The 26,215-nt window shown below is 52.5% G+C and carries 21 protein-coding genes and 2 rRNA genes; 10 read left to right on the top strand and 13 right to left on the bottom strand.

Annotated features, from left to right (window positions below):
- Positions 1-82 precede the first annotated feature (82 nt).
- Both NI40_RS21960 and NI40_RS21965 read right to left on the bottom strand, forming a co-directional pair.
- The gene (locus tag NI40_RS21960) at positions 83-553 is read right to left on the bottom strand and encodes a hypothetical protein (protein WP_033146967.1); all 471 of its coding nucleotides are present in this window, start codon (positions 551-553) and stop codon (positions 83-85) included.
- Positions 550-1,293 (bottom strand): winged helix-turn-helix domain-containing protein, encoded by a 744-nt coding sequence (locus NI40_RS21965; protein ID WP_039264188.1) that lies wholly within the window; start codon positions 1,291-1,293, stop codon positions 550-552. Before NI40_RS21965 ends, NI40_RS21960 begins: the two co-directional genes overlap by 4 nt.
- A gap of 545 nt (positions 1,294-1,838) precedes the next feature.
- Here NI40_RS21965 and NI40_RS21970 point away from each other — a divergent pair.
- A complete protein-coding gene (locus tag NI40_RS21970; protein WP_033146969.1) occupies positions 1,839-2,456 on the top strand; it encodes a transcriptional regulator in 618 nt (205 codons plus the stop codon).
- A 71-nt stretch (positions 2,457-2,527) separates the two neighbouring features.
- Entirely contained in the window at positions 2,528-5,374 is a 2,847-nt protein-coding gene (locus NI40_RS21975; RefSeq protein ID WP_039264186.1) for an autotransporter outer membrane beta-barrel domain-containing protein, read from the top strand.
- Positions 5,375-5,428: 54 nt separating this feature from the next.
- Here the strand turns inward: NI40_RS21975 and typA are convergent, their stop codons facing one another.
- The gene (gene typA / locus NI40_RS21980; RefSeq protein ID WP_023333895.1) at positions 5,429-7,252 is read right to left on the bottom strand and encodes a ribosome-dependent GTPase TypA; all 1,824 of its coding nucleotides are present in this window, start codon (positions 7,250-7,252) and stop codon (positions 5,429-5,431) included.
- Positions 7,253-7,630: 378 nt separating this feature from the next.
- On the opposite strand from typA, the gene glnA reads away from it, so the two are divergent.
- From glnA to NI40_RS24050, 4 genes are all read left to right on the top strand, one after another.
- Entirely contained in the window at positions 7,631-9,040 is a 1,410-nt protein-coding gene (glnA, locus tag NI40_RS21985; RefSeq protein WP_039264185.1) for a glutamate--ammonia ligase, read from the top strand.
- A gap of 171 nt (positions 9,041-9,211) precedes the next feature.
- Positions 9,212-10,261 (top strand): nitrogen regulation protein NR(II), encoded by a 1,050-nt coding sequence (gene glnL, locus NI40_RS21990; protein WP_008501857.1) that lies wholly within the window; start codon positions 9,212-9,214, stop codon positions 10,259-10,261.
- 11 nt (positions 10,262-10,272) lie between these two features.
- A complete protein-coding gene (glnG, locus tag NI40_RS21995; protein WP_039264184.1) occupies positions 10,273-11,685 on the top strand; it encodes a nitrogen regulation protein NR(I) in 1,413 nt (470 codons plus the stop codon).
- 111 nt (positions 11,686-11,796) lie between these two features.
- On the top strand, positions 11,797-11,907 hold the full coding sequence (locus tag NI40_RS24050) for a YshB family small membrane protein (protein WP_023333898.1): 111 nt from the start codon (positions 11,797-11,799) through the stop codon (positions 11,905-11,907).
- Positions 11,908-11,979: 72 nt separating this feature from the next.
- On the opposite strand, the gene hemN is transcribed toward NI40_RS24050, so the two are convergent.
- On the bottom strand, positions 11,980-13,353 hold the full coding sequence (gene hemN, locus NI40_RS22000) for an oxygen-independent coproporphyrinogen III oxidase (protein ID WP_039264183.1): 1,374 nt from the start codon (positions 13,351-13,353) through the stop codon (positions 11,980-11,982).
- A 188-nt stretch (positions 13,354-13,541) separates the two neighbouring features.
- A complete protein-coding gene (gene yihI, locus NI40_RS22005; RefSeq protein WP_039264182.1) occupies positions 13,542-14,057 on the bottom strand; it encodes a Der GTPase-activating protein YihI in 516 nt (171 codons plus the stop codon).
- Positions 14,058-14,634: 577 nt separating this feature from the next.
- Here yihI and yihA point away from each other — a divergent pair.
- Positions 14,635-15,264 carry a ribosome biogenesis GTP-binding protein YihA/YsxC gene (yihA, locus tag NI40_RS22010; RefSeq protein WP_029741470.1) on the top strand — a complete coding sequence of 210 codons (630 nt, stop codon included), beginning with the start codon at positions 14,635-14,637 and terminating at the stop codon, positions 15,262-15,264.
- A gap of 97 nt (positions 15,265-15,361) precedes the next feature.
- On the opposite strand, the gene NI40_RS24540 is transcribed toward yihA, so the two are convergent.
- The 3 genes from NI40_RS24540 to NI40_RS24380 form a co-directional block, all read right to left on the bottom strand.
- Positions 15,362-15,409 (bottom strand): spot 42 RNA, inhibition of DNA synthesis, encoded by a 48-nt coding sequence (locus NI40_RS24540; RefSeq protein WP_071892919.1) that lies wholly within the window; start codon positions 15,407-15,409, stop codon positions 15,362-15,364.
- Positions 15,410-15,575: 166 nt separating this feature from the next.
- A complete protein-coding gene (polA, locus tag NI40_RS22015) occupies positions 15,576-18,368 on the bottom strand; it encodes a DNA polymerase I (protein ID WP_039264180.1) in 2,793 nt (930 codons plus the stop codon).
- 337 nt (positions 18,369-18,705) lie between these two features.
- Positions 18,706-18,969, bottom strand: a complete 264-nt coding sequence (locus NI40_RS24380; RefSeq protein WP_230621151.1) for a hypothetical protein — start codon at positions 18,967-18,969, stop codon at positions 18,706-18,708.
- On the opposite strand from NI40_RS24380, the gene NI40_RS22020 reads away from it, so the two are divergent.
- Positions 18,866-19,717 (top strand): acyltransferase, encoded by an 852-nt coding sequence (locus NI40_RS22020; protein ID WP_233422283.1) that lies wholly within the window; start codon positions 18,866-18,868, stop codon positions 19,715-19,717. The genes NI40_RS24380 and NI40_RS22020 overlap by 104 nt on opposite strands.
- A 23-nt stretch (positions 19,718-19,740) precedes the next feature.
- Here the strand turns inward: NI40_RS22020 and dsbA are convergent, their stop codons facing one another.
- The 3 genes from dsbA to NI40_RS22035 form a co-directional block, all read right to left on the bottom strand.
- Positions 19,741-20,364, bottom strand: coding sequence for a thiol:disulfide interchange protein DsbA (gene dsbA, locus NI40_RS22025; protein WP_033146975.1), 624 nt, complete (start codon positions 20,362-20,364; stop codon positions 19,741-19,743).
- Positions 20,365-20,391: 27 nt separating this feature from the next.
- Positions 20,392-21,378 carry a serine/threonine protein kinase gene (locus NI40_RS22030; RefSeq protein WP_039264179.1) on the bottom strand — a complete coding sequence of 329 codons (987 nt, stop codon included), beginning with the start codon at positions 21,376-21,378 and terminating at the stop codon, positions 20,392-20,394.
- 75 nt (positions 21,379-21,453) lie between these two features.
- Positions 21,454-21,723, bottom strand: coding sequence for a YihD family protein (locus NI40_RS22035; protein ID WP_008501866.1), 270 nt, complete (start codon positions 21,721-21,723; stop codon positions 21,454-21,456).
- Positions 21,724-21,791: 68 nt separating this feature from the next.
- On the opposite strand from NI40_RS22035, the gene mobA reads away from it, so the two are divergent.
- Both mobA and mobB read left to right on the top strand, forming a co-directional pair.
- Positions 21,792-22,376, top strand: a complete 585-nt coding sequence (gene mobA / locus NI40_RS22040) for a molybdenum cofactor guanylyltransferase MobA (RefSeq protein WP_039264178.1) — start codon at positions 21,792-21,794, stop codon at positions 22,374-22,376.
- Positions 22,373-22,876 carry a molybdopterin-guanine dinucleotide biosynthesis protein MobB gene (mobB, locus tag NI40_RS22045; protein WP_033146978.1) on the top strand — a complete coding sequence of 168 codons (504 nt, stop codon included), beginning with the start codon at positions 22,373-22,375 and terminating at the stop codon, positions 22,874-22,876. The genes mobA and mobB overlap by 4 nt, the downstream gene beginning before the upstream one ends.
- A 98-nt stretch (positions 22,877-22,974) precedes the next feature.
- Here mobB and rrf read toward each other — a convergent pair.
- Together rrf and NI40_RS22055 are read right to left on the bottom strand one after the other, a co-directional pair.
- Positions 22,975-23,090, bottom strand: a 5S ribosomal RNA gene (gene rrf / locus NI40_RS22050).
- A gap of 69 nt (positions 23,091-23,159) precedes the next feature.
- Positions 23,160-26,064, bottom strand: a 23S ribosomal RNA gene (locus NI40_RS22055).
- Positions 26,065-26,215: the final 151 nt, after the last annotated feature.

The following is a 26,215-nucleotide window of genomic DNA, read 5'->3' on the forward strand; positions in this document are numbered from 1 at the left end:
CTCCTGCTCGCCGTGGAGAGGTAACTGTAGCGGGAATAAAGAGATTTGACTATGCGTGCTGTCTAAGGTGTGCGATCGATTTCTACGGCGCGCTTTTACGACAGTAAAGTGAAGGGACGTTTGACGCGGCAAAAAGCCAGGCCCCCCGATACTCATCGATCATCAGGCTCAGCTCTCTTCCCGGCGTGCGATAAAAACCCGGCAGCGTGGCGTTGATATCAGCCTCATCCGCATTATCGGCGAAGGTTTTAACAATACGATCGTTATTTAATACGCGCGCGTTCTGATGATAGCTGTAGTGAAAATAGATGGTCCGGTTAACTTCAGAAACCGTCTGACCAAATAATTTACCGTTAATGACGGTGGATCCCTCCCGATGCTGCATCCGCCAGGAGACCGTACCCACAAATCGGTTTTTACCAATCGTCCATTCCACATCCCCCGTACAGCGTATCGGCGAACTCGAGAAATGCGAATACGCTAACCAGCCGCTGGTGATAGCGGCCCCCAGAAACGCCGCCAGAAAAATAATACGGTTCCGGAATGTCTTCATTGCTCATGCGCCCAAAAATAATGCGTGGTACATAATGCTGCCGCATCCCGTCGCGCATCGTTATTACAGACAAACGCCGCGATTCGCTCCGTTTTACTATAGCCGATCAGAAAAACGTATCTTTTTTCGGCGCACAGACCGGGATGATTTTTTAACAGGCGCAAGTAATGATCCTGAACAGGTTCATTAGGTGCATAAAAAAGCTGGCAGGCGTGGTTCGTACTGCCCGTTGAAAGTGGCATGTAGTGGCTAAACGGCATGTTCTGGTAATGCTTATATAAAATCCCCCCGTTGATAAGCGCGATCAGCAAAAGCACAGCGGTGGTTATTATCAACCAGACCGGCATCTGCATCGCGGTATCATCAGCTATTTCCGCCTCGTTATTAACCATCACGGGCTCAGCGGTTGGGGTAAATACTTCAACCTGTGTGGCTTCGGAAAGCCTAAGCCCGCGGCGAGAAATCGTTTTTACCGTATCGCGCGGCAACCCCACCTCAGCAAGCGCATTGCGTAATGTCAAAATGGCCTGGTAAAAGGTATTCGGTGTTGTGACGTCATTGCGCTCCCCCCATCCCACCACCATTAACTTATTTTGCGAAATTATTTTTCCAGGATGGGTGATGAGATAAAGAAAACAGAGATTGGCAGGAAGCTGCAATTGTATCGTTCGCCCGGTAATATGATTTACCAGGGTTTTGTTTTCTGGGTCATACTCGACCAACTTGTTAATGAGATACAATTTTCCTTTCCTCAGAAATAACAATACATAACTCTATACACCAAAAACATATACGTATATTTAACAACAGTATAGGTCAGATGGATTAGGACGCGATACCGCCCCATCTAAGATTAAAAACAACATATTATTTTTCAATTGGTTACAAGGCACTTTTCTTAGGTTTACCTCATCTAAAACGACATAATGAGATTTCATTACACTTCGCCAGCCCAAATAATTATATTGAGCCGCAACCAGAGAAAAGACTGACGTTGCGGCAGACTGAGGAAAGGAATCTTTAGCTATTAGTGCTATTTCGTGTACCTCCTTCCTGGATTTTTTTTGCCGAATAATCTTAAAGGAGTGACAAATATTCCTGGAGTACTTCTGCCAGGGGATGTTTTTTCGCTATGACGACGGACTGACTGAATAAATAAGCCCAGGAATTTATTTCCCTGATACTCTTTTTCATAAACAAGACAGGATAACTGGATATGTTTCAAGATTGACACATTTGAACGGCAATGAAATATTGACAATGAAAAAAGACAGGAGTGGACTGGATGATAACATCGTCGAAAACAGTTGCCCGCTGTATAAGCTGTGAATTGTCCTGTCAGTTATTTCCAGATAACGCAGTACGATCACAATATTGTGGTAATGCCTCGTTCGCAGTTTGGCCGGTTGGTAATCATTTCCTGCAGATTGCAGTTGTAAATAAAATATTACGCAGGAACAAGAATCACCTGTCACGAGGGTTTATTTTTGTAGACTTTTCGATGTACAACCTGCGCGTACTGGCCGATCCGCAATGGATTGAACGCCTGGCGATAACTAACATGAACATCGTTATAATCTCGGACCGTAAACTAGAGGCATTGGCTAATTACTTACTCACTCACCACAGTGAAATAAAGGGAGTTATTTATTCAGACGATAATGACGTTATATTGCAGGATAAAATCAACCACCTTTTCTCCGGAAGACGGGTAAATAGCAGACGTGGAAGTAAGTTGAATGCTGTCGAATTTACTTTGCTTAACAGGTTTTTATCAGGAGCATGCCTCCAGGAGATTATAAAAACAGACAGCATTGATGTTAAAAAAATTTATGTTCATAAAATACGACTTGAGAGGAAGTTAGGTACCAGCATTCATAAAATTCTCGTTTCTATTTTGTAATTTCAACCTCTTAGCATACCCACAATTAATCGCGTGGAGGATGTTCTACGCCTGAAAGAAAGGGGGCAGACATGCCATATTTAATGAAACACTCACCTGTCGCAGTTGCGATTTCACTGGCGTTATCGTCAGCGTTATTTACCGCCCATGCAGCGGTAATAGATTTTGCTAATTTACCCGCCTCCGGAGCAGTAACGGATTTGCCTGCAGAAATACAGGCGCTGATTCCTGCAACGGCAAACGCGAACTTTAGCAAAAATACCGGCGATCCTAACTATGTCTACCAGTACAGCCCGGGTAATATCCCGATCTACGGAGATGGGATCACCCTCGAAGGACCGGGGGCGGAAGCCTTTGAGCATTCAGTCACCGTTATTCAGAACTCCACGTCCGGCAGCCCGGGGGTAATATTTGGTGACGATCTGACTATTCGCACCCAGTCAAAAGTGGCTGCCAATAATGGTAAAGACGTCGACGGCATTCGTACCCATGGTATGAACACGCCGGACAACCCGGTGTTTATTATTACCGGAGACCGCACCCACATTTACGTTAATGGCCAAAGCGGTGACGGCATCAATGCCGGGTACAGCTCCTTCAGCCAGGGCTCTCTTGGCTCCGCCAATATTTATGTGGGTGACGATCTCTATATCGAAACCACCGGCAGTACCGGTCGCGGCATTAGCGCCTATGCATTGAATGATGCTTCAAAGGCCAAAAATAACGTTATCGTCGGCGATCGTGCGCATATTGTGACGCGTGGTACCTACGCAGAGGGGATTCGTACCAACCAGAGCGGCTCTTATGTCCGTCTGGGGGATGAGGCCACCATCGAAACGTACGGCACATCGGCCTACGGCCTGTATGCGGGCTCTGCATCCAAAATTGAGCTGGGAAAAAACGCGACGATTACCACCGACGCGGCCAGCGCCTCCGGGGTGTATTCTACCGGCTCGTCAACCATCACCCTTGATGAAGGCGCGACCATCACCACCAACGGTGCCAGCGCGCATGGCGTCTATGCGTACACAGGCGCGGTGAATCTTGGTGATAACGTCACCATTGCGGTCAACAGCAGCGAGAAAACCAGCAGCTCCGCGCAAGCGCCGCACGGGATGTATACCTGGTCACGCGGTGTGATAACGCTCGGGGGTGGCGCAACCATTACCACCGCAGGCCAGCGCGACAGCGGTAGCTATGCCCTGAACGCCAGCAACGGTGGCGTGATTGATGCCTCCGCGGGCGGAAAATTCACCCTCAACGGTGACATCCTCTCCGCTGGCGGCGTCGCGGCCACCAGCACTGCCGCAGCGCAAAACAGCGCGATCGCGCTCACCATGCAGGACAACTCTCTCTGGAACGGGGCGTCTTACATTGAGAGCAACGCCAACGGTACCGGGACTATCGCGCTTACGATGAATGATGCCGTGTGGAATATGCGCGACAGCTCCACGCTGACCAGCCTGACGCTGAATGCGGGCGGTACGATTAATTTCCAGCATGCTGAGGATGCGGCGTGGCAAACCCTGACCATCAGTGACGATTTTATCGGCAACGGCGGCAAGCTGGTTTTCAATACCGTGCTGTTTGACGACACATCGGAAACGGACAAACTGATCGTTGAAGGCAACACCTCCGGTCATACCGGGGTGGAAGTGAACAACATTGGCGGTACTGGCGCACAAACCGTAGAAGGGATTGAAATCGTCAGCGTTGGCGGCAACTCTGACGGGACGTTTGAGAAGGCCAGCCGTATCGTGGCGGGGGGTTATGACTATAACGTTGTGCAAAAAGGTAAAAACTGGTTTCTGACCAGCCTGGTTGAGCCCGTTGACCCGCCGGTCGACCCGGTAGACCCACCTGTTGACCCTGTGGACCCGCCCGTCGACCCGGTGATTCCGCCGCAGGAACCGGTCCCCCCTGCTGCACCACCGAAAAGCGAGCATCAGTATCGCCCTGAATTTGGTAGCTATCAGGCGAACAGCTATGCGGCAAATACGCTGTTTATGACCCGCCTGCACGACCGTCTGGGTGAAACGCAGTACACCGACCTGCTCACCGGCGAGCAAAAAGTGACGAGCCTGTGGATGCGTAACGTCGGTGGCCATACGCGTTTCAGAGACGGCAGCGGCCAGTTAAAAACGACCGCCAACCGCTACGTGCTGCAGCTGGGTGGTGATGTCGCCCAGTGGAGCACCGACGGCCTGGATCGGTGGCATCTCGGCCTGATGGCGGGCTACGGCAACAGCCAGAGCCGGAGTGCTTCCAGCCTGACCGGATACCACTCGCGTGGCGAAGTGAATGGCTATAGCGTCGGTCTGTACGGTACCTGGTACGCAAACGACGCGGATAAAAGTGGAACCTACGTTGATAGCTGGATGCTGTATAACTGGTTCGACAATAAGGTGATGGGGCAGGATCAGGCGACTGAGAATTATCGCTCCAGCGGCGTAACCGCCTCTGTAGAAGCTGGCTATAGCGTTAAGATGGGCGAAAGCGGCCGCAACAGCTACTGGATCCAGCCGAAAGCGCAGGCCGTTTGGATGGACGTGCAGGCTGATGACCATCGCGAACGCAACGGCACGCGGGTGAAAGACGAGACTCAGGGGAATCTGATGACACGTCTCGGCGTGAAGGCCTATATCAGCGGACATAACGCGATTGACGACGGTAAATCCCGTACCTTCCAGCCGTTTATCGAGGCGAACTGGATCCACAATACCCAGACCACGCGCATCCGCATGGATGACGTCAGCAATGAACTGCGCGGTGCTCGCAATATCGGCGAGTTAAAGACGGGCGTAGAGGGGCAGATTACGCCGCAGCTTAGCGTTTGGGGCAATGTGGCTCAGCAGATAGGCGACAAAGGCTACAGCGATACCCAGGGGATGCTGGGGGTGAAATACAGCTTCAAATAACAATAAAAAAGCCGCTGATTTCTCAGCGGCTTTTTTTACTACGGATTGACCGTATTACTCTTCTTTCGCACCGCGCATCGCACGTTTACGATCGTTCTCGGTCAGGTGACGTTTACGGATACGAATTGACTGTGGAGTCACTTCTACCAGTTCGTCATCATCGATGAATTCCAGAGCCTGCTCCAGAGTCATCTTGATCGGTGGAACCAGAACCGTTGCTTCGTCAGTACCGGACGCACGCATGTTGGTCAGTTTCTTACCGGTCAGGCAGTTTACGGTCAGGTCGTTAGAACGACTGTGAATACCGATGATCTGGCCTTCGTAAACTTCAGCACCGTGACCCAGGAACAGCTTACCGCGATCCTGCAGACCGAACAGCGCAAACGCAACCGCTTTACCCTGACCGTTGGAGATCAGCACGCCGTTATTACGCTGGCCCACTTCGCCCGGACGCACGTCGTCGTAGTGGCTGAAGGTGGAGTACAGCAGACCGGTACCGGAAGTCATGGTCATGAACTCTGAACGGAAGCCGATCAGACCACGGCTTGGGATCACGTAGTCGAGACGTACGCGGCCTTTGCCATCTGGATTCATGTTTTTCAGGTCGCCTTTACGCTCACCCAGAGCCTGCATCACAGAACCCTGGTGCTGCTCTTCAACGTCCAGCGTCACGTTTTCGAACGGCTCTTGTTTACGGCCGTCGATTTCGCGGAAGATTACTTTCGGACGGGAAACCGCCATTTCGAAACCTTCACGACGCATGTTTTCGATCAGAACAGACAGGTGCAGCTCACCACGACCAGAAACGCGGAATGCATCGGCATCCTGGGTTTCTTCAACGCGCAGCGCAACGTTGTGCACCAGCTCTTTGTTCAGGCGGTCAAGGATCTGACGAGAGGTAACGAATTTACCTTCTTTACCACAGAACGGAGAGGTGTTGACGTTGAAGAACATGGATACGGTTGGTTCATCAACGGACAGGGCTGGCAGCGCTTCGACGTTCTGCGGATCGCAGATGGTGTCGGAGATGTTCAGTTCACCCAGACCGGTGATAGCGATGATGTCGCCCGCTTCCGCAACGTCACTCTCGATACGCTCAAGACCCAGGTGAGTCAGTACTTTACCGACTTTACCGTTACGGGTTTTGCCTTCGCTATCGATGATAGTGACCTGCTGGTTCGGCTTCACTTTACCGCGTTTGATACGACCAATGCCGATAACGCCAACGTAGTTGTTGTAATCGAGCTGAGAGATCTGCATCTGCAGGGTACCGTCGAGATCGACGTTTGGCGCAGGAACACGGTCAACAATCGCCTGATACAGCGGGGTCATGTCTTCAGCCATGTCTTCGTGGTCCAGACCTGCGATACCGTTCAGCGCAGAGGCGTAAACGATAGGGAAGTCCAGCTGCTCGTCGGTCGCGTCGAGGTTAACGAACAGGTCGAATACCTGGTCAACAACCCAGTCAGGACGCGCGCCAGGGCGGTCAACTTTGTTGATAACAACGATTGGCTTCAGACCATGGGCAAAAGCTTTTTTGGTCACGAAGCGCGTCTGTGGCATTGGGCCATCCATTGCGTCAACGACCAGCAGAACGGAGTCTACCATGGACATTACACGTTCAACTTCACCACCGAAGTCGGCGTGCCCTGGGGTATCAACGATGTTGATACGGTAGTCATTCCATTTAATCGCGGTGTTTTTCGCGAGGATGGTAATCCCACGCTCTTTCTCCAAATCGTTGGAGTCCATCACGCGTTCTTGGGTTTCGGCACGCGCATCAAACGTACCGGATTGCTGCAGCAGCTTGTCGACCAGGGTAGTTTTACCATGGTCAACGTGCGCGATGATGGCGATGTTACGCAAATTTTCGATCACAACTTTGCCTCAGGCATTTAGAAATAGCGCGTTATTGTACACGGATTAATCGCACTACAAAACAGGATCACAAACATCCCCCGCAAACAAGTATTGCAGAGATGCTTTGTGATCGCTTTCACGGAGCGGTAAAAGGGCACTTTAACGTAAATTGCACCAATATGGTGCTCAATGTTCACATTGAAGCACTATACTGGTGCAACAAATCCATCGTGGTGCAGCCCTTTTGCACTATGGTGCGCATGATAACGCCTTTTTGGGGTGTTTTAAAAGTTGGCACAGATTTCGCTTTATAAAAAATACATGGCACCAGCCAGTACAAACAGAAATTGAAGACCTCGTTACCACGACGACAATGACCAATCTGGAGAGTTAAGTATGTCCGCTGAACACGTTTTGACGATGCTGAACGAACATGAAGTGAAGTTTGTTGATCTGCGCTTCACCGATACCAAAGGTAAAGAACAGCACGTCACAATCCCTGCTCATCAGGTGAACGCCGAATTCTTTGAAGAAGGCAAAATGTTTGACGGCTCCTCCATTGGTGGCTGGAAAGGCATTAACGAATCCGACATGGTTCTGATGCCAGATGCGACCACTGCGGTCATTGATCCGTTCTTCGAAGAACCTACCCTGATCATCCGTTGCGACATCCTCGAGCCAGGCACCCTGCAGGGCTACGACCGCGACCCACGTTCCATCGCGAAACGCGCTGAAGAGTACCTGCGTTCTACCGGCATCGCAGACACCGTTCTGTTCGGGCCAGAGCCAGAGTTCTTCCTGTTCGATGACATCCGTTTTGGTGCGTCTATTTCTGGCTCCCACGTGGCTATTGACGACATCGAAGGTGCATGGAACTCCTCCACCAAATACGAAGGCGGTAACAAAGGTCACCGTCCTGGCGTGAAGGGCGGTTACTTCCCAGTTCCTCCGGTCGACTCTGCACAGGACATTCGTTCCACTATGTGTCTGGTGATGGAAGAGATGGGCCTGGTTGTTGAAGCTCACCACCACGAAGTGGCGACTGCTGGTCAGAACGAAGTGGCTACCCGCTTCAACACCATGACCAAAAAAGCGGACGAAATTCAGATCTACAAATACGTTGTGCACAACGTTGCGCACCGTTTCGGTAAAACCGCGACCTTCATGCCAAAACCAATGTTTGGCGATAACGGTTCGGGTATGCACTGCCACATGTCTCTGTCCAAGAACGGTACCAACCTGTTCTCTGGCGACAAATATGCCGGTCTGTCCGAGCAGGCGCTGTATTACATCGGTGGTGTTATCAAACACGCTAAAGCAATCAACGCCCTGGCGAACCCAACCACGAACTCCTACAAGCGTCTGGTCCCGGGCTACGAAGCGCCAGTGATGCTGGCCTACTCTGCACGTAACCGTTCTGCTTCTATCCGTATTCCGGTGGTGGCTTCTCCTAAAGCACGTCGTATCGAAGTTCGCTTCCCGGACCCAGCGGCTAACCCATACCTGTGCTTCGCAGCACTGCTGATGGCCGGTCTGGACGGTATCAAGAACAAGATCCACCCGGGCGAAGCGATGGACAAAAACCTGTACGACCTGCCGCCAGAAGAAGCGAAAGAGATCCCACAGGTTGCTGGCTCTCTGGAAGAAGCCCTGCAGGCGCTGGACACAGACCGCGAGTTCCTGACTGCAGGTGGCGTATTCACTGACGACGCTATCGATGCTTACATCGCCCTGCGTATGGAAGAGAACGACCGCGTGCGTATGACGCCACACCCGGTAGAGTTCGAGCTGTACTACAGCGTTTAATTAAAGTTGTTTTACCCGGCGTGATAAGCGCCGGGGGTAGTTGCCGTGGAAACTTTTAGCCCATCTCCGGATGGGCTTTTTTCTCCACCAACAACCTGATCTCACGCGCTTTTTACGCCGAAAACGCTATACTGCACTAAATTAGTGCAAACGACTCCAGGAGACTGCTGAATGGCAACTGGCACGCTGCCCGATGCTGGGCAGATCCTCAATTCTTTGATTAACAGCATATTGCTGGTCGATGACGAGCTGGCCGTTCATTACGCCAACCCGGCCGCGCAGCAGCTGCTCGCCCAAAGCGCACGTAAACTGTTCGGCACCCCGCTTCCTGAACTCCTGAGCTATTTTTCACTGAATATTGGCCTGATGCAGGAAAGTTTGCAGGCCGGCCAGGGGTTTACCGATAACGAAGTGACGCTGGTGATCGACGGGCGCTCGCACATTCTATCGCTAACCGCGCAACGTCTTCCCGAAGGCCTGATCCTGCTGGAAATGGCGCCGATGGATAATCAGCGTCGACTGAGCCAGGAGCAGCTTCAGCATGCGCAGCAGATTGCCGCCCGTGACCTGGTGCGCGGCCTGGCGCATGAAATCAAAAACCCGCTGGGTGGATTACGCGGCGCAGCGCAGCTTCTGACTAAAGCGCTGCCCGATCCCGCGCTGGCGGAGTACACCAACGTCATCATTGAGCAGGCGGACCGTCTGCGGAATCTGGTAGACCGTCTTCTCGGTCCGCAGCAGCCGGGAATGCACGTTACTGAAAGCATCCATAAAGTGGCTGAGCGGGTGGTGAAGCTCGTCTCAATGGAGCTGCCGGAGAACGTCACGCTGGTACGTGATTACGATCCAAGCCTGCCGGAACTGGCCCATGACCCGGACCAGATTGAGCAGGTCCTGTTGAATATTGTGCGTAATGCCCTGCAGGCGCTTGGGCCTGAAGGCGGCGAGATTATTTTACGCACCCGCACCGCCTTCCAGCTCACGTTACACGGCGTGCGCTACCGGCTGGCGGCCCGTATCGACGTTGAGGATAACGGGCCCGGCATTCCATCGCATTTGCAGGATACCCTGTTCTACCCGATGGTAAGCGGTCGCGAAGGCGGAACCGGCCTGGGCTTATCCATTGCCCGCAGTTTGATCGATCAACACTCCGGGAAAATTGAATTTACCAGTTGGCCGGGACATACCGAGTTTTCGGTTTTCCTGCCGATTAAAAAATAAAGGTGACGTTTATGCAACGAGGGATAGTCTGGGTAGTCGATGACGATAGCTCCATCCGTTGGGTGCTTGAACGCGCGCTCACAGGGGCAGGATTAAGCTGCACGACGTTTGAGAGCGGCAGCGAAGTGCTCGACGCACTCACCACCAAAACGCCAGATGTTCTGCTTTCGGATATTCGTATGCCGGGCATGGACGGGCTGGCGCTGTTAAAGCAGATCAAACAACGCCACCCTATGCTTCCGGTCATCATAATGACCGCGCACTCCGATCTGGATGCCGCAGTGAGCGCCTATCAGCAAGGGGCGTTTGATTACCTGCCCAAACCCTTTGATATCGACGAAGCGGTGGCGCTGGTTGAGCGCGCGATTAGCCATTATCAGGAGCAGCAACAGCCGCGCCACGCGCCCGATTTTGGGCCAACGACAGATATCATCGGTGAAGCGCCGGCGATGCAGGACGTGTTTCGCATTATCGGTCGTTTGTCCCGCTCGTCCATCAGCGTATTGATTAACGGTGAGTCGGGAACCGGTAAAGAGCTTGTGGCGCATGCATTGCACCGCCACAGCCCGCGTGCAAAAGCGCCGTTCATCGCCCTGAATATGGCGGCGATCCCGAAGGATTTGATTGAGTCCGAACTGTTCGGCCATGAAAAAGGGGCATTTACCGGCGCCAATACCATTCGCCAGGGCCGGTTTGAACAGGCTGACGGCGGTACGCTGTTCCTGGATGAGATCGGCGATATGCCGCTGGATGTCCAGACCCGCCTGCTGCGCGTGCTGGCCGACGGGCAGTTTTATCGCGTGGGAGGCTATGCGCCGGTAAAGGTGGACGTGCGCATTATCGCCGCGACCCACCAGAACCTGGAGCAACGCGTGCAGGAAGGAAAATTCCGTGAGGATTTATTCCACCGTCTGAACGTTATTCGCGTTCATCTGCCGCCGCTGCGCGAACGCCGGGAAGATATTCCCCGTCTGGCGCGTCATTTCCTGCAGGTAGCCGCCCGCGAGCTGGGCGTGGAAGCCAAGCAGCTTCACCCGGAAACCGATGCCGCTCTGACGCGTCTGGCATGGCCGGGCAACGTACGCCAGCTGGAAAACACCTGCCGCTGGTTAACCGTGATGGCCGCCGGGCAGGAAGTGCTAATTCAGGATTTACCGGCCGAGCTGTTTGAAGCGACCGCGTCTGAAAGCAGTACCGGGCACGCGCTGCCGGACAGCTGGGCGACGCTGCTGGCGCAGTGGGCCGACCGCGCGCTGCGTTCCGGTCATCAAAACCTGCTGTCTGAAGCTCAGCCGGAGATGGAGCGTACGCTGTTAACTACCGCGCTTCGTCATACGCAGGGCCATAAGCAGGAAGCCGCTCGCCTGCTGGGATGGGGACGTAATACCCTGACGCGCAAGCTTAAAGAGCTGGGAATGGAGTGATCGCACGCCGCTGTGTAAAGGTTATTCATTGAGCGCAAATTGCCGTTATTTTGCGCTTTACTGTTCCGATGAGTTTTGTATGATCGTGCCCGGAAATTGGGGGTGAACATCATGCTGGAAACAATCGTGAATATGCTCTCTAGCGGAGCCGCTGAAAGCCACACGCCACAGACAGCCGTTGCGGCCATGTTGTGTGCGGCGTTGGTGGGGCTGTTTAGCTAGCGAGTTGAACGTAAAAGCCGGGTGGCGGCTTCGCCTTACCCGGCCTACGTTTTGTGCATTTTGCAATGCGCCTTAAATCACCCGCGAGAACTGCTGCAGTCGCGCTTTCTGACGTAGATACGCGTCAAAGCACATGCAGATATTACGGATCAACAGACGCCCTTTCGGCGTGACCTCAATCGCGCTCTCCGACACATCCACCAGCCCGTCTTTCGCCAGCGGTGCAATCAGCTTCAGGTCTTCCGCAAAATAATCGCTGAAGTGCAGATCCCACTGCGACTCAACGTCGCTGAAATCGAGACGGAAATTGCAGATTAGCGCCTTAATCACATCGCGTCGGATGCAGTCGTCGCGCGTTAACGCAATGCCGCGCCACAGCGCGTTGCCCGTTTCATCAACCTGCTGGTAGTAAAGCTTCAGCTCTTTCTGGTTCTGCGCGTAACAGTCGCCAATCATGCTGATAGCGGAGACGCCCATCCCCAGCAAATCGGTATCGCCCTGGGTTGTGTAGCCCTGGAAGTTACGGTGCAGAACACCTTCACGCTGCGCAATCGCCAGCTCGTCATCCGGACGGGCAAAGTGATCCATCCCGATAAACTGATAGCCGGTTTCGGTCAGCGAGGTAATGGTTTCCTGCAGGATATCCAGCTTCTGCTGGGCAGAAGGAAGATCGGCATCTTTGATTTTTCGCTGAGCGGCAAAGAGCGTCGGCAGATGCGCATAGTTAAAGACGCTCAGGCGGTCCGGGTTGAGTTCGGCCACGCGCTTCAGGGTGAAGGCGAAGCTTTCCGGCGTTTGCTTTGGCAGGCCGTAAATCAGGTCAATATTGGTCGAGGTGAAACCAATCTCGCGCGCGTGATTGAGTAAGGCAAAGATAAATTCTTCGTCCTGCTCGCGGTTCACCAGACGCTGAACCTCTTTATTGAAATCCTGCACGCCCATACTCAGACGATTGAAGCCTTCGGCGCGTAAGTGATCCAGTACATCCAGCTCAATTTCACGCGGATCGACTTCGATCGAGATTTCAGCGTCGGCGTTAAAACTGAAATTGCCGCGCAGCAGGGTCATCAGGCGGCTGATTTGCGCTTTATTCAGATAGGTTGGCGTCCCGCCGCCCCAGTGCAGCTGGCTGACGTGACGGCCAGCAAAAAGCGGCGCGCGATGGACAATTTCTTGTTCAAGCGCATCAAGATATTGGTCGGCTTTGTGCTGCTGACGGGTAACGATTTTATTGCAGCCGCAGAAGTAGCAGAGCTTGTGGCAGAACGGAATATGGACGTAGAGCGACAGCGGACGCTCAGGATAGCGCGCGACAGCCTGCTGGAAATCAGCCTCGCCGAAGGCATCGGAGAACTCCAGCGCGGTGGGGTATGACGTATAACGCGGCCCGGAATAGTTATATTTCTGGATTAGGGCCAAATCCCAGTCGATAGTTGGTGCTGACATGCTCACTCCTTCCGTTGGTGTCGCGTTCGTATACGGCGGCCCGTTCTGGCCCCATCGCGGGCCATCATTCGGGTGCGCAGCCACTTCTGTCGCCGCGACAACCGCCGTAGTTTAACGAATAACCACACCAGATAACATATAACCGGAAGGGTTATAAGCAGGACTATCGTGCCTGCCGGGTGCAAATGTTAGTTTCCACCCTTCAGAAGACGCATCATATCTTCCTGCTTCTCGTCTTCTTCTTCATTTTCGTCATCGTCGTATGACAGGCCCAGCTTCTGCATCAGTTCATCGATACGATCCAGTTTGGCATCCACCCATGACTGCTCTTCAGCGGTCAGGGTTTCACCCTCTTCAAGACGTTCCAGCAGCGCGTCCAGGCGCTCATCGTTCTCCAGCAAATCCAGCTCAGCCTGCGGTGAAAGCATAGGTTTCTCGCTCTTTGGTTTGTGCTGCTTAGTGACCGGGGTGTCTGTCACGCCCAGTGGAATGGGAGTTTTACTGCCGATACGAGGGTCTTTCTGCTGTTTGCCTTTTGCAGAAGCACCCGCTGCACCACCACCGTTGGCACGGCTACCCGCAGCGTGACCGCGATGTTTTTTGTCGCGTTTGCGATCGCGCGCTTCCTGGTTCAGTTCTTCGCGCGTTTTGCGGCGTGCTTTTGCAGGGCGTTTCGCGCCCGCAGCGGAGGTTGGTTTTTTCATGATGTTTTATCTTTAAGTCGTTTTCTTCAGTATAGAATTGCGGCGAAATCTAGCAGAAAGCAAGCAAAGAAAAAAGGCGACAGAGCAATCTGTCGCCTTTTTTCCTGACTCACAACCCTTAGCGGGTCAGACTTTCCGTGTTTGCCAACAACAAACCCTGTTTATCCCTTGGCTAATACCGTCCGTGATACGGTTCCATTTCCTTTTAAAACGCCTCCAGGCGTTGGTCATCCTGACAATCCTGCGTCTTCGCCTCCTGGCGCTCCTGACCCTAATCCTTAAGTCGATTTCCTGTTGGCTTCCTCGCCCTGACGCACACTTTACCTTGTTCCGTTAAACTAACAAGCAACGAAACGGTACAAAAAGGATTTTTCAGACAATTACCCGGAAATAAGCTTATGATTTAAAACAGTTTGGCTTTTTTGACGCCTGCGAATTCTCTGAAATCTCCCATAGCATTCCTGGCCGATCTCTCACACCGGTTGGGGCATTCGCCTACAGCTCATAGCAATCAGAAAAGCCTTTTGGCTGCATTCGGGTATAATCCCCTTCAGATTACGATTTTGGAGACGACCACGTGACTACCTGGAACTACCAACAGACGCATTTTGTCACCAGTGCGCCCGATATTCGCCACCTTCCTTCTGATACCGGTATTGAAGTGGCATTTGCTGGCCGCTCCAATGCGGGGAAATCCAGCGCCCTGAATACGCTGACCAATCAGAAGAGCCTGGCGCGTACCTCAAAAACACCTGGCCGTACCCAGCTGATCAACCTGTTTGAAGTCGCAGAGGGCAAACGCCTGGTCGACTTACCGGGCTACGGTTACGCGCAGGTACCGGAAGAGATGAAAATCAAGTGGCAGCGTGCGCTGGGTGAATACCTGGAAAAACGCCTGTGCCTGAAAGGTCTGGTGGTGCTGATGGATATTCGCCATCCCCTGAAAGATCTGGATCAGCAGATGATCGACTGGGCTGTAGCAAGCGATATCGCCGTGCTGGTGCTGCTGACGAAAGCCGATAAGCTGGCGAGCGGCGCGCGTAAAGCGCAGGTGAATATGGTTCGCGAAGCGGTGCTGGCGTTCAACGGTGATGTGCAGGTTGAGCCGTTCTCCTCGCTGAAAAAGCTGGGCGTGGACAAGCTGCGTCAGAAGCTCGATACCTGGTTTAGCGAGCTGGAACCCGCGACGGAAGCGGAAGAAGAGTAATACCGAGCGCGGCGATAGCCGCGTTTTTTTTGCCTGAATTTTTCTTTGCCGCAATAAAAAACGCCCCAGTCATTACTGACTGGGGCGGCTAAAATATTCAGCCAAATCCGATTACGTGAAGTAAAAGGTCTGAAAGATAGAACATCTTACCTCTGTACCCTACGCCGACAACTCTACCCCTTTTTGTGCTGCAGAAAAAGCACTTTTTGTAGTTTTTTTTCATTCTTTACATAGGGAATTCTAATGATTGTCACAAAACGCGCGTTGTTATGTTGCAAACTTACATAAAAAGCGCGTTATGCGAAGAACCGTTAGTGAGCCTGATCCCAGTTTTCGCCACTTCCCACTTCCACCAGCAGCGGCACGTCAAGCGTCATGCTGCTTTCCATCAGTTCGTGGATCTTCTTCGACACGGCGTCGAGGTCGTCTTTGTGCACTTCAAATACCAGTTCATCGTGTACCTGCATGATCATCTTCACGCGAGGCTTCTCTTTTTCAAGCCAGGCATCAACGGCGATCATTGCACGCTTAATAATGTCCGCCGCAGTACCCTGCATCGGGGCGTTGATCGCCGCACGCTCTGCGCCAGCGCGACGCGCCGCGTTGCTGGATTTGATGTCCGGTAGGTAGAGGCGGCGGCCATCCAGGGTTTCGACGTAACCTTTTTCCTTCGCCTGCGCGCGGGTGCGTTCCATATATTCCAGCACGCCCGGATAACGCTCGAAGTAGAGATCCATATACTTCTGCGACTCTTTGCGCGGAATGTTGAGCTGGCGCGAAAGACCAAATGCGCTCATGCCGTAAATCAGACCGAAGTTGATCGCCTTAGCACTGCGGCGCTGCTCGTTGGTCACGCTGTCCAGCGGCAAGCCGAAGACTTCCGCCGCGGTTGCCCGGTGGATATCCTTCCCTTCGGCAAACGCGGTCAGCAGGCCTTTGTCGCGGGACAGATGCGCCATAATGCGCAGCTCAATTTGCGAGTAGTCAGCAGAGACAATCAGATAATCCTCTGGTGCGATGAAAGCCTGGCGAATACGGCGGCCTTCTTCGTTACGTACCGGGATGTTCTGCAGGTTAGGATCGGTAGATGAGAGACGACCGGTCGCCGCGACAGCCTGATGATACGACGTGTGCACGCGGCCCGTTTTCGGGTTGATCATCAGCGGGAGCTTGTCGGTGTAGGTAGACTTCAGCTTCGCGAGGCCACGGTACTGCAGAATCACTTTTGGCAGCGGGTAGTCCAGCGCCAGCTCTTCCAGCACCTCTTCAGAGGTTGACGGCGCGCCGCCTGGGGTCTTCTTCAGCGGCTTGATGCCCTGCTTTTCAAACAGAATGGTTTGCAGCTGCTTCGGTGAAGAGAGGTTAAACGGCTCGCCTGCAAGCTCATGCGCTTTTTGCTCAAGCTCGGTCAAACGCTGCGCCAGCTCCCCGGAGTGGTTATGCAGCACCGTTGGGTCAATCTTCACGCCGTTGCGTTCAATGCGGGACAGCACTGGCACCAGCGGCATCTCGATATGCTGGAACACGTTCAGCGGACCTTCATGCTTCTGCAGTTTTGGCCACATCTTCAGGTGCAGCTGCAGCGTGACATCAGCGTCTTCCGCCGCGTAGCGCCCCGCTTCTTCCAGAGCAATCTGGTTAAAGGTGAGCTGATTTTTCCCTTTACCGGCAATCTCTTCAAAGGTGATCGTTTTGTGCTTGAGCCAGCGGTCAGATAAGGAATCCATATCATGGCGGCCCGCGACGCTGTCCAGAATGTAGGATTCAAGCATGGTGTCGAAGGCAATCCCGCGCAGTTCAATGCCGTAGTTTTGCAGAATGCCGCGGTCGTACTTGAGGTTTTGCCCAACCTTGAGCGCCTTTTCGTCTTCCAGAATCGGCTTCAGCAGCTCAAGCACGCGTTCACGGGAGATCTGCTCCGGCGCATCCAGGTAATCGTGCGCCACAGGGACGTAGGCGGCAATACCCGGCTCTGTCGCAAATGACAGACCAACCATATTGGCAGAGATGTTATCGAGGCTGTCGGTTTCGGTATCAAAGGCGAAGACCGGCGCCTTTTTCAGTTTCTCGATCCAGGCGATCAGCCGTGACTCTTCTAGAATGGTTTCGTAGTTGTCGAAGGAAAGCGCCACGGCTTCTTCTTCCGCCTGCTCTTCTGCGTCAACGACGATCGTCTCCTTCGGCTTTGCAGCAGGTTTAGCCCCTTTCGCCTGCAGCCATTTACCGGCTTCCACGTCAGCCGTCCAGCGCTTGAATTCGTATTTCTTAAACAGGCTCAGCAGATCGTCAGCGGAAGGCTGTTGCACTTCAAGCTGCTCACAGCCCAGCTCCAGTTCGACATCGGTTTTGATTGTGGCCAGCTTATAGGAGAGATAAGCCACCTCTTTGTTCTCTTCCAGTTTTCCGGCCATGGTTTTTGCGCCACGGAAGGAGAGCCCGGCGATTTTGTCTGACTCCGCGTAGAGCGTGTCCAGACCACCCAGCCCCTGGAGCAGCGCCTGCGCGGTTTTTTCACCGACGCCAGGGACACCCGGGATGTTATCCGAGGAGTCGCCCATCAACGCGAGGAAGTCGATAATCAGCTCAGGCGGCACGCCATACTTAGTGACCACCTCTTCAGGCCCCAGAATGGTGTTGGTCATGGTGTTAATCAGGGTGATGCCTGGCGTCACCAGCTGCGCCATATCTTTATCACCGGTGCTGATCAGTACAGGACGCCCCATCTTTTCTGCTTCACGCGCCAGCGTACCGATGACGTCATCGGCTTCAACGCCTGAGACGGCCAGCAGCGGCAGCCCCATCGCTTTTACCATGGTGTGCAGCGGCTCAATCTGCGCGCGCAGATCGTCAGGCATTGGCGGACGGTGAGATTTGTAATGCTCAAACAGCTCGTCGCGGAAAGTTTTACCTTTCGCATCAAAGACCACAGCCGCATGGGTTGGCTGATACTGAAGGATCAGGCTGCGCAGCATGTTCAGCACGCCGTACATTGCGCCGGTGGGTTCCCCTGCGCTATTGGTCAGAGGAGGAAACGCATGATATGCCCGATACAGGTAAGAAGAGCCATCGACGAGAATAAGAGGGTTTTCTGGGATCTGAACCATAATGTCCGTGCCTTTAATCAATTTATGGGTAAAGGATGCCACAGAAGGATGAAAACATCAGGTATTAGCGCCAGATACAGGAAAAGATTTTGCGATCGTGAGGATCGCTCGCAAAAATCAAACTGTGGATAAGTTTGTGTATATTTTCACTTCATATGAATAACAGACGTAGAAAATACATATGCGTTAATTTTTAGATCTTAATTATCATGCTGTTATCGCATTAGATCTTATCTATATGGTCACCTGATGGCAATTTAGTCTATGTGGATATAAGCCTTGTTAAGCACGCAATCACAGAGAAATCGTCTGCGACAGGGTAAAAACGGCCAAATCATCACGTCAAAGCGCCATTAATTTGTCTGTTTTCTGGTAAAATCAGCGCCCGGCGTTGCATAGCCGACCGCTCACTTACAGCTAACCATTTGAAAAAGCTCATCATGTCGAGATTGCTCGCTGCAATAACATTACTGTTAAGCATCATTTTAACTATCCTTGTGACTGTCGCCTGCTCTGTGCCGATCATTATCGCCGGGATCGTTAAACTACTGCTGCCTGTTCCCATGGTGTGGCGAGCCGTGTCCGCATTTTGTAACTTCATGATGTACTGCTGGTGCGAAGGACTGGCGATACTGCTGTGCCTGAACTCGCATCTGAAGTGGGATATCAAAGGGCTGGAGAGTCTTAACAAGAAGAACTGGTATCTGCTGATCTGCAATCACCACAGCTGGGCGGACATCGTGGTGTTATGCGTACTTTTTCGCAAACACATCCCGATGAACAAATATTTTCTGAAACAGCAGCTCGCCTGGGTGCCTTTTATCGGGCTGGCCTGCTGGGCACTTGATATGCCGTTTATGAAACGCTATTCGCGCAGCTATTTGATTCGTCATCCCGAGCGTCGCGGCAAAGATGTGGATACCACGCGCCGTTCCTGCGAAAAGTTTCGCGCGCATCCTACGACCATCGTGAACTTTGTTGAAGGCTCCCGGTTTACGGAAGAGAAGCATCAACAAACTCGCTCCCCTTACCAGCACTTGCTGCCGCCAAAGGCTGCGGGTATTGCGATGGCGCTTAACGTGCTGGGATCACAGTTCGATAAACTCCTGAACGTCACACTCTGCTATCCGGAAAACAATAAGACGCCGTTCTACGATATGCTCAGCGGCAAACTGACGCGCATTGTTGTGCGTGTCGATCTGGTCCCGATAGATGCCGGGCTGCACGGTGATTACGTTAACGATAAGAGTTTCAAACGTCGTTTCCAGCAGTGGCTTAATACGCTCTGGAAAGAGAAAGACGAACAGATAGACAATATTAAATCTTCATACAAAAACGCCGGTCAGTGACCGGCGTTTTTACATCAGCGAAATTACTTCTTCTCAACCAGGTATTTCACGGTATCAGCATACTGCTGTACGAAGATATCCATGCTGCTGGTGTCCATGCCCTGCATGTTCAGCTGGTATTTGCCGTTAACAAACATCGCCGGAACGCCCTGAAGCTGGAGGTCAGCAGCCGCTTTTTCCTGCTGAGCAACCAGAGATTTCACCACAAAGCTGTTCCATGCAGCGTCATACTCTTCACCTTTCACGCCGGCATCAACGAACACTTTACGGATATCCGCAGTGGTCTGAACGGTCTGGGTTTTCTGTACGGCTTCAAACATTGGCGCAGTGATCTTATCTTCCACGCCCAGTGCCATCGCGACCGCCCATGCCTGGGTCAGGTCTTTACCCAATGGGCCCAGGAACTCGACGTGGTACTTGGTCATTTTGGTGCCTTCTGGCAGCTTTTTCTTCACGTTGTCAGAAACATGCAGAACCTGCTCGAACTGATAGCAGTGTGGGCAATAGAACGAGAAGAACTCCAGAACCTGTGGCTCGCCAGCGACCGGTTTGTCCAGCGTGATGAACTGTTTGCCGTCGGTAAACTGCGCAGCAGAAGCGCTAAATGCCAGAATCATACCTGCCAGCGCCAGCCAAATTTTTTTCATGATTAACTCTCTCCTGGGTGTGTCCAATTAATACATCGGCGTTAATTGCAGAGGGGGTTCCTGAAGAACCTTGACCTGCTCAGTAAATGTAGATATCTGGCTACGCCAGTAATCCTCTCCGGTAAGCCACGGGAAATTCCGGGGAAATGCGGGATCGTCCCAACGCCTGATTAACCATGCGAGATAATAAACAAAACGCATCGCACGTAAAGGCTCAATCAGGGCAATTTCGTCTGAATTAAACGGGCTAAATTCTTCATAAGCTTCAATAATGGTTTCAAGCTGCATGCGTTGCTCGGCTTTGTCGCCATTGAGCAGCATCCATAGGTCCTGAACCGCTGGCCCCATACGAGCATCATCGAGATCGACAAACAGCGGACCATCACGCCAGAGGATATTTCCGGCATGACAATCGCCATGCAGGCGCAGGACAGAAATATCGTCGCGCCAGCAGGTTTTAACAGCAGCAATGAGCTTATCGGTGGCGTTGAGGAAATCATCCTTTAACGCAGTGGGAATCATGGCAGACGTTTCGAATATTCCGCGCGGCTCAAGAAGGTATTCCTGAATCCCGATAGTCGGGCGGGCAATAAAGGCTTTTTTGCGTCCCGTCTGGTGTATGCGCCCAAGATAGCGGGCAACCCACTCCATCTGATCAATATTATCCGCTTCAAACTGGCGGCCACCCAGGCTCGGGAATACAGCGTAGTAAAACCCTTCGTGCGTGAGGAGCGTTTGGTTATTGAATTTTAGCGGTGCGGCAACGGGAACATCGTCATCCAGCAGATCGTGAGCAAACTGATGCTCTTCCTGAATTTGTTCTGCGGACCAGCGTTCAGGACGATAGAATTTTACGACGAAGCGCTGACGATCCTCATCCTGAAACTGATAGACGCGGTTTTCGTAGCTGTTTAACGGTGTTAGCCCGGAATCCACCCGAATACCCTGTTCAAACAGGGCATCCATAATGGTGTCCGGGTGTAATGTCTGGAAAGTAAAAGCCTGGTCGTTCATCCGATCATCCGGAAATTATACGAATGATTCAGGATATCATCTTGTGGCGATTTCGGTGCCGCCGCTTACAAGCTTTTACTCTTTAATTACGCCTCGGGCGCGCAGTAATGCGGTCTTAAAATCTTCCTCATAATCTTTCTGAATACCAGGAATAACAGCATCTTTGGCAGAGTCACGCATTTTAAGGTGATAGATCAGGATGTCGTCAGAAAGGTCTGCCAGATCGCCGTCAAAACCTGACTCTTTCGCCAGTTTCTGTAAAAATTGCATCAGATTTAGCTCTGGCTCTTTTTGCCAGGCGGGCTGGAGGAGTTCAATAACTTCATTCAGACGTTTACATTTCATGGTGGTGCTCCTTTCATTTAGAGTGACACGTTAGCAGGGTCAATCCCACAATAAAAGAGGCGATATTCGTGAATCTTAGCCAGGAAATCATTGGGGTCGTTCTGGCAGGTGGCAGAGCGACGCGAATGGGGGGAAAAGATAAGGGGCTTCAACGCCTGAACGGCAAACCCTTATGGCAATGTGTCGCTGATACGCTCGCAGGCCAGGTGTCGACAATGGTCATCAGTGCTAACCGGCATATCGACACTTACCAGCTCAGCGGGTATGCCGTTTACCAGGATATCCTTGAGGATTACCCGGGACCGCTGGCCGGGATGCTTTCGGTCATGCAACAGTCTCACGGAGAGTGGTTCATCTTCTGTCCCTGCGATACCCCGTTTATTCCGTCCTGTCTTGTCGAACGTTTGTTGCTGCTTCGGGGTACGGCTCCCGTGGTTTGGGTACATGACGGCGAGCGTGATCATCCTGCTATCGCATTGATGCACCCATCCCTGGCGCCAGCCCTGCAGTCCTATCTGGCTGCGGGAGAGCGCAGGGTGATGGCTTTTATGCGCGAGTCTGGTGGTCATCCCGTTGATTTTAGCGATTTAAAATCAGCTTTTGTGAATGTGAATACGCCTGACGATTTGCAGATGATGCAGGAGAAAAGATGATACCTGTTGTCGCCATTTCTGCCTGGAGTGGCACCGGAAAAACCACGCTGCTGAAAAAGCTCATTCCTGCGCTTTGTGCCAGAGGTATCCGTCCAGGATTGATTAAACATACCCACCATAATATGGATGTCGATAAACCGGGCAAAGATAGCTATGCGTTGCGTAAAGCGGGTGCAGCGCAAACGATGGTGGCAAGTACTCAACGCTGGGCGCTGATGACAGAAACGCCGGATGAGGCACCGCTGGATCTCGCTTATCTGGTCAGCCGGATGGATCACGCCACGCTGGATCTGGTGCTGGTCGAGGGATTTAAGCATGAGGCCGTGCCTAAGATCCTGCTGTTCAGAAGCGATGCCGGGCATGATTTCAGCGAGTTAACGCTGGATGAGCATGTGATTGCGGTGGCCAGTGATGTTGTATTGCCGCTTGAAGTTCCGATGCTGGATTTAAATGATGTGGATGGGATTGCGGAGTTTATTGTGGAGTGGAGTGCGATCTGACTTGCCGGGTGGCGGCTTTGCCTTATCCGGCCTACAAATTTCTGAATGCTTAAACGCAAAAAGGCCATCCTTGCGGATGGCCTCTTCACTTATTTGATGCCTGGCAGTTCCCTACTCTCACATGGGGAGACCCCACACTACCATCGGCGCTACGGCGTTTCACTTCTGAGTTCGGCATGGGGTCAGGTGGGACCACCGCGCTAAAGCCGCCAGGCAAATTCTGTTAATCTGTATCAGGCTGAAAATCCTGTCTCTCTCTTCGCCGAAACAGCTTCGGCGTTGTAAGGTTAAGCCTCACGGTTCATTAGTATCGGTTAGCTCAACGCATCGCTGCGCTTACACACCCGACCTATCAACGTCGTAGTCTTCAACGTTCCTTCAGGACTCTCAAGGAGTCAGGGAGAACTCATCTCGGGGCAAGTTTCGTGCTTAGATGCTTTCAGCACTTATCTTTTCCGCATTTAGCTACCGGGCAGTGCCATTGGCATGACAACCCGAACACCAGTGATGCGTCCACTCCGGTCCTCTCGTACTAGGAGCAGCCCCCCTCAATTCTCCAGCGCCCACGGCAGATAGGGACCGAACTGTCTCACGACGTTCTAAACCCAGCTCGCGTACCACTTTAAATGGCGAACAGCCATACCCTTGGGACCTACTTCAGCCCCAGGATGTGATGAGCCGACATCGAGGTGCCAAACACCGCCGTCGATATGAACTCTTGGGCGGTATCAGCCTGTTATCCCCGGAGTACCTTTTATCCGTTGAGCGATGGCCCTTCCATTCAGAACCACCGGATCACTATGACCTGCTTTCGCACCTGCTCGAGCCGTCACTCTCGCAGTCAAGCTAGCTTATGCCATTGCACTAACCTCCTGATGTCCGACCAGGATTAGCTAACCTTCGTGCTCCTCCGTTACTCTTTGGGAGGAGACCGCCCCAGTCAAACTACCCACCAGACACTGTCCGCAACCCGGATCACGGGTCTACGTTAGAACACCAGCCATTAAAGGGTGGTATTTCAAGGTTGGCTCCACGCAGACTGGCGTCCACGCTTCAAAGCCTCCCACCTATCCTACACATCAAGGACCAGTGTTCAGTGTCAAGCTATAGTAAAGGTTCACGGGGTCTTTCCGTCTTGCCGCGGGTACACTGCATCTTCACAGCGAGTTCAATTTCACTGAGTCTCGGGTGGAGACAGCCTGGCCATCATTACGCCATTCGTGCAGGTCGGAACTTACCCGACAAGGAATTTCGCTACCTTAGGACCGTTATAGTTACGGCCGCCGTTTACCGGGGCTTCGATCAAGAGCTTCGCGTTGCCGCTAACCCCATCAATTAACCTTCCGGCACCGGGCAGGCGTCACACCGTATACGTCCACTTTCGTGTTTGCACAGTGCTGTGTTTTTAATAAACAGTTGCAGCCAGCTGGTATCTTCGACTGATTTCAGCTCCACCCGCAGGGGCTTCACCTACATATCAGCGTGCCTTCTCCCGAAGTTACGGCACCATTTTGCCTAGTTCCTTCACCCGAGTTCTCTCAAGCGCCTTGGTATTCTCTACCTGACCACCTGTGTCGGTTTGGGGTACGATTTGATGTTACCTGATGCTTAGAGGCTTTTCCTGGAAGCAGGGCATTTGTTACTTCAGCACCGTAGTGCCTCGTCATCACACCTCAGCGTTAAAAGGTACCGGATTTACCTGGAACCTCCGCCTACATGCTTAAACCGGGACAACCGTCGCCCGGCTAACATAGCCTTCTCCGTCCCCCCTTCGCAGTAACACCAAGTACAGGAATATTAACCTGTTTCCCATCGACTACGCCTTTCGGCCTCGCCTTAGGGGTCGACTCACCCTGCCCCGATTAACGTTGGACAGGAACCCTTGGTCTTCCGGCGAGCGGGCTTTTCACCCGCTTTATCGTTACTTATGTCAGCATTCGCACTTCTGATACCTCCAGCATGCCTCACAGCACACCTTCAACGGCTTACAGAACGCTCCCCTACCCAACAACGCCTAAGCGTCGCTGCCGCAGCTTCGGTGCATGGTTTAGCCCCGTTACATCTTCCGCGCAGGCCGACTCGACCAGTGAGCTATTACGCTTTCTTTAAATGATGGCTGCTTCTAAGCCAACATCCTGGCTGTCTGTGCCTTCCCACATCGTTTCCCACTTAACCATGACTTTGGGACCTTAGCTGGCGGTCTGGGTTGTTTCCCTCTTCACGACGGACGTTAGCACCCGCCGTGTGTCTCCCGTGATAACATTCTTCGGTATTCGTAGTTTGCATCGGGTTGGTAAGCCGGGATGGCCCCCTAGCCGAAACAGTGCTCTACCCCCGAAGATGAGTTCACGAGGCGCTACCTAAATAGCTTTCGGGGAGAACCAGCTATCTCCCGGTTTGATTGGCCTTTCACCCCCAGCCACAAGTCATCCGCTAATTTTTCAACATTAGTCGGTTCGGTCCTCCAGTTAGTGTTACCCAACCTTCAACCTGCCCATGGCTAGATCACCGGGTTTCGGGTCTATACCCTGCAACTTAACGCCCAGTTAAGACTCGGTTTCCCTTCGGCTCCCCTATACGGTTAACCTTGCTACAGAATATAAGTCGCTGACCCATTATACAAAAGGTACGCAGTCACACCACTAGGGTGCTCCCACTGCTTGTACGTACACGGTTTCAGGTTCTTTTTCACTCCCCTCGCCGGGGTTCTTTTCGCCTTTCCCTCACGGTACTGGTTCACTATCGGTCAGTCAGGAGTATTTAGCCTTGGAGGATGGTCCCCCCATATTCAGACAGGATACCACGTGTCCCGCCCTACTCTTCGAGTTCACAACCTGTGTGCTTTCGTGTACGGGACTGTCACCCTGTACCGTGCGACTTTCCAGACGCTTCCACTAACACACAAGCTGATTCAGACTCTGGGCTGCTCCCCGTTCGCTCGCCGCTACTGGGGGAATCTCGGTTGATTTCTTTTCCTCGGGGTACTTAGATGTTTCAGTTCCCCCGGTTCGCCTCGTTAACCTATGTATTCAGTTAACGATAGTGTGACGAATCACACTGGGTTTCCCCATTCGGACATCGCCGGGTCAAAGGTTCATATCACCTCGCCGGCGCTTTTCGCAGATTAGCACGTCCTTCATCGCCTCTGACTGCCAGGGCATCCACCGTGTACGCTTAGTCGCTTAACCTCACAACCCGAAGATGTTTCACTTCTGATTGCGAAAATTTGAGAGACTCGAACACACATAACATGTGTGTCGTTTCAATTTTCAGCTTGATCCAGATTTTTAAAGAGCAAATATCTCAAACGTCACCCGAAGATGAGTTTTGAGATATGAC

It is taken from the genome of Enterobacter sp. E20 (genome assembly GCF_000801755.2).
Taxonomy (GTDB): domain Bacteria; phylum Pseudomonadota; class Gammaproteobacteria; order Enterobacterales; family Enterobacteriaceae; genus Enterobacter; species Enterobacter asburiae_B.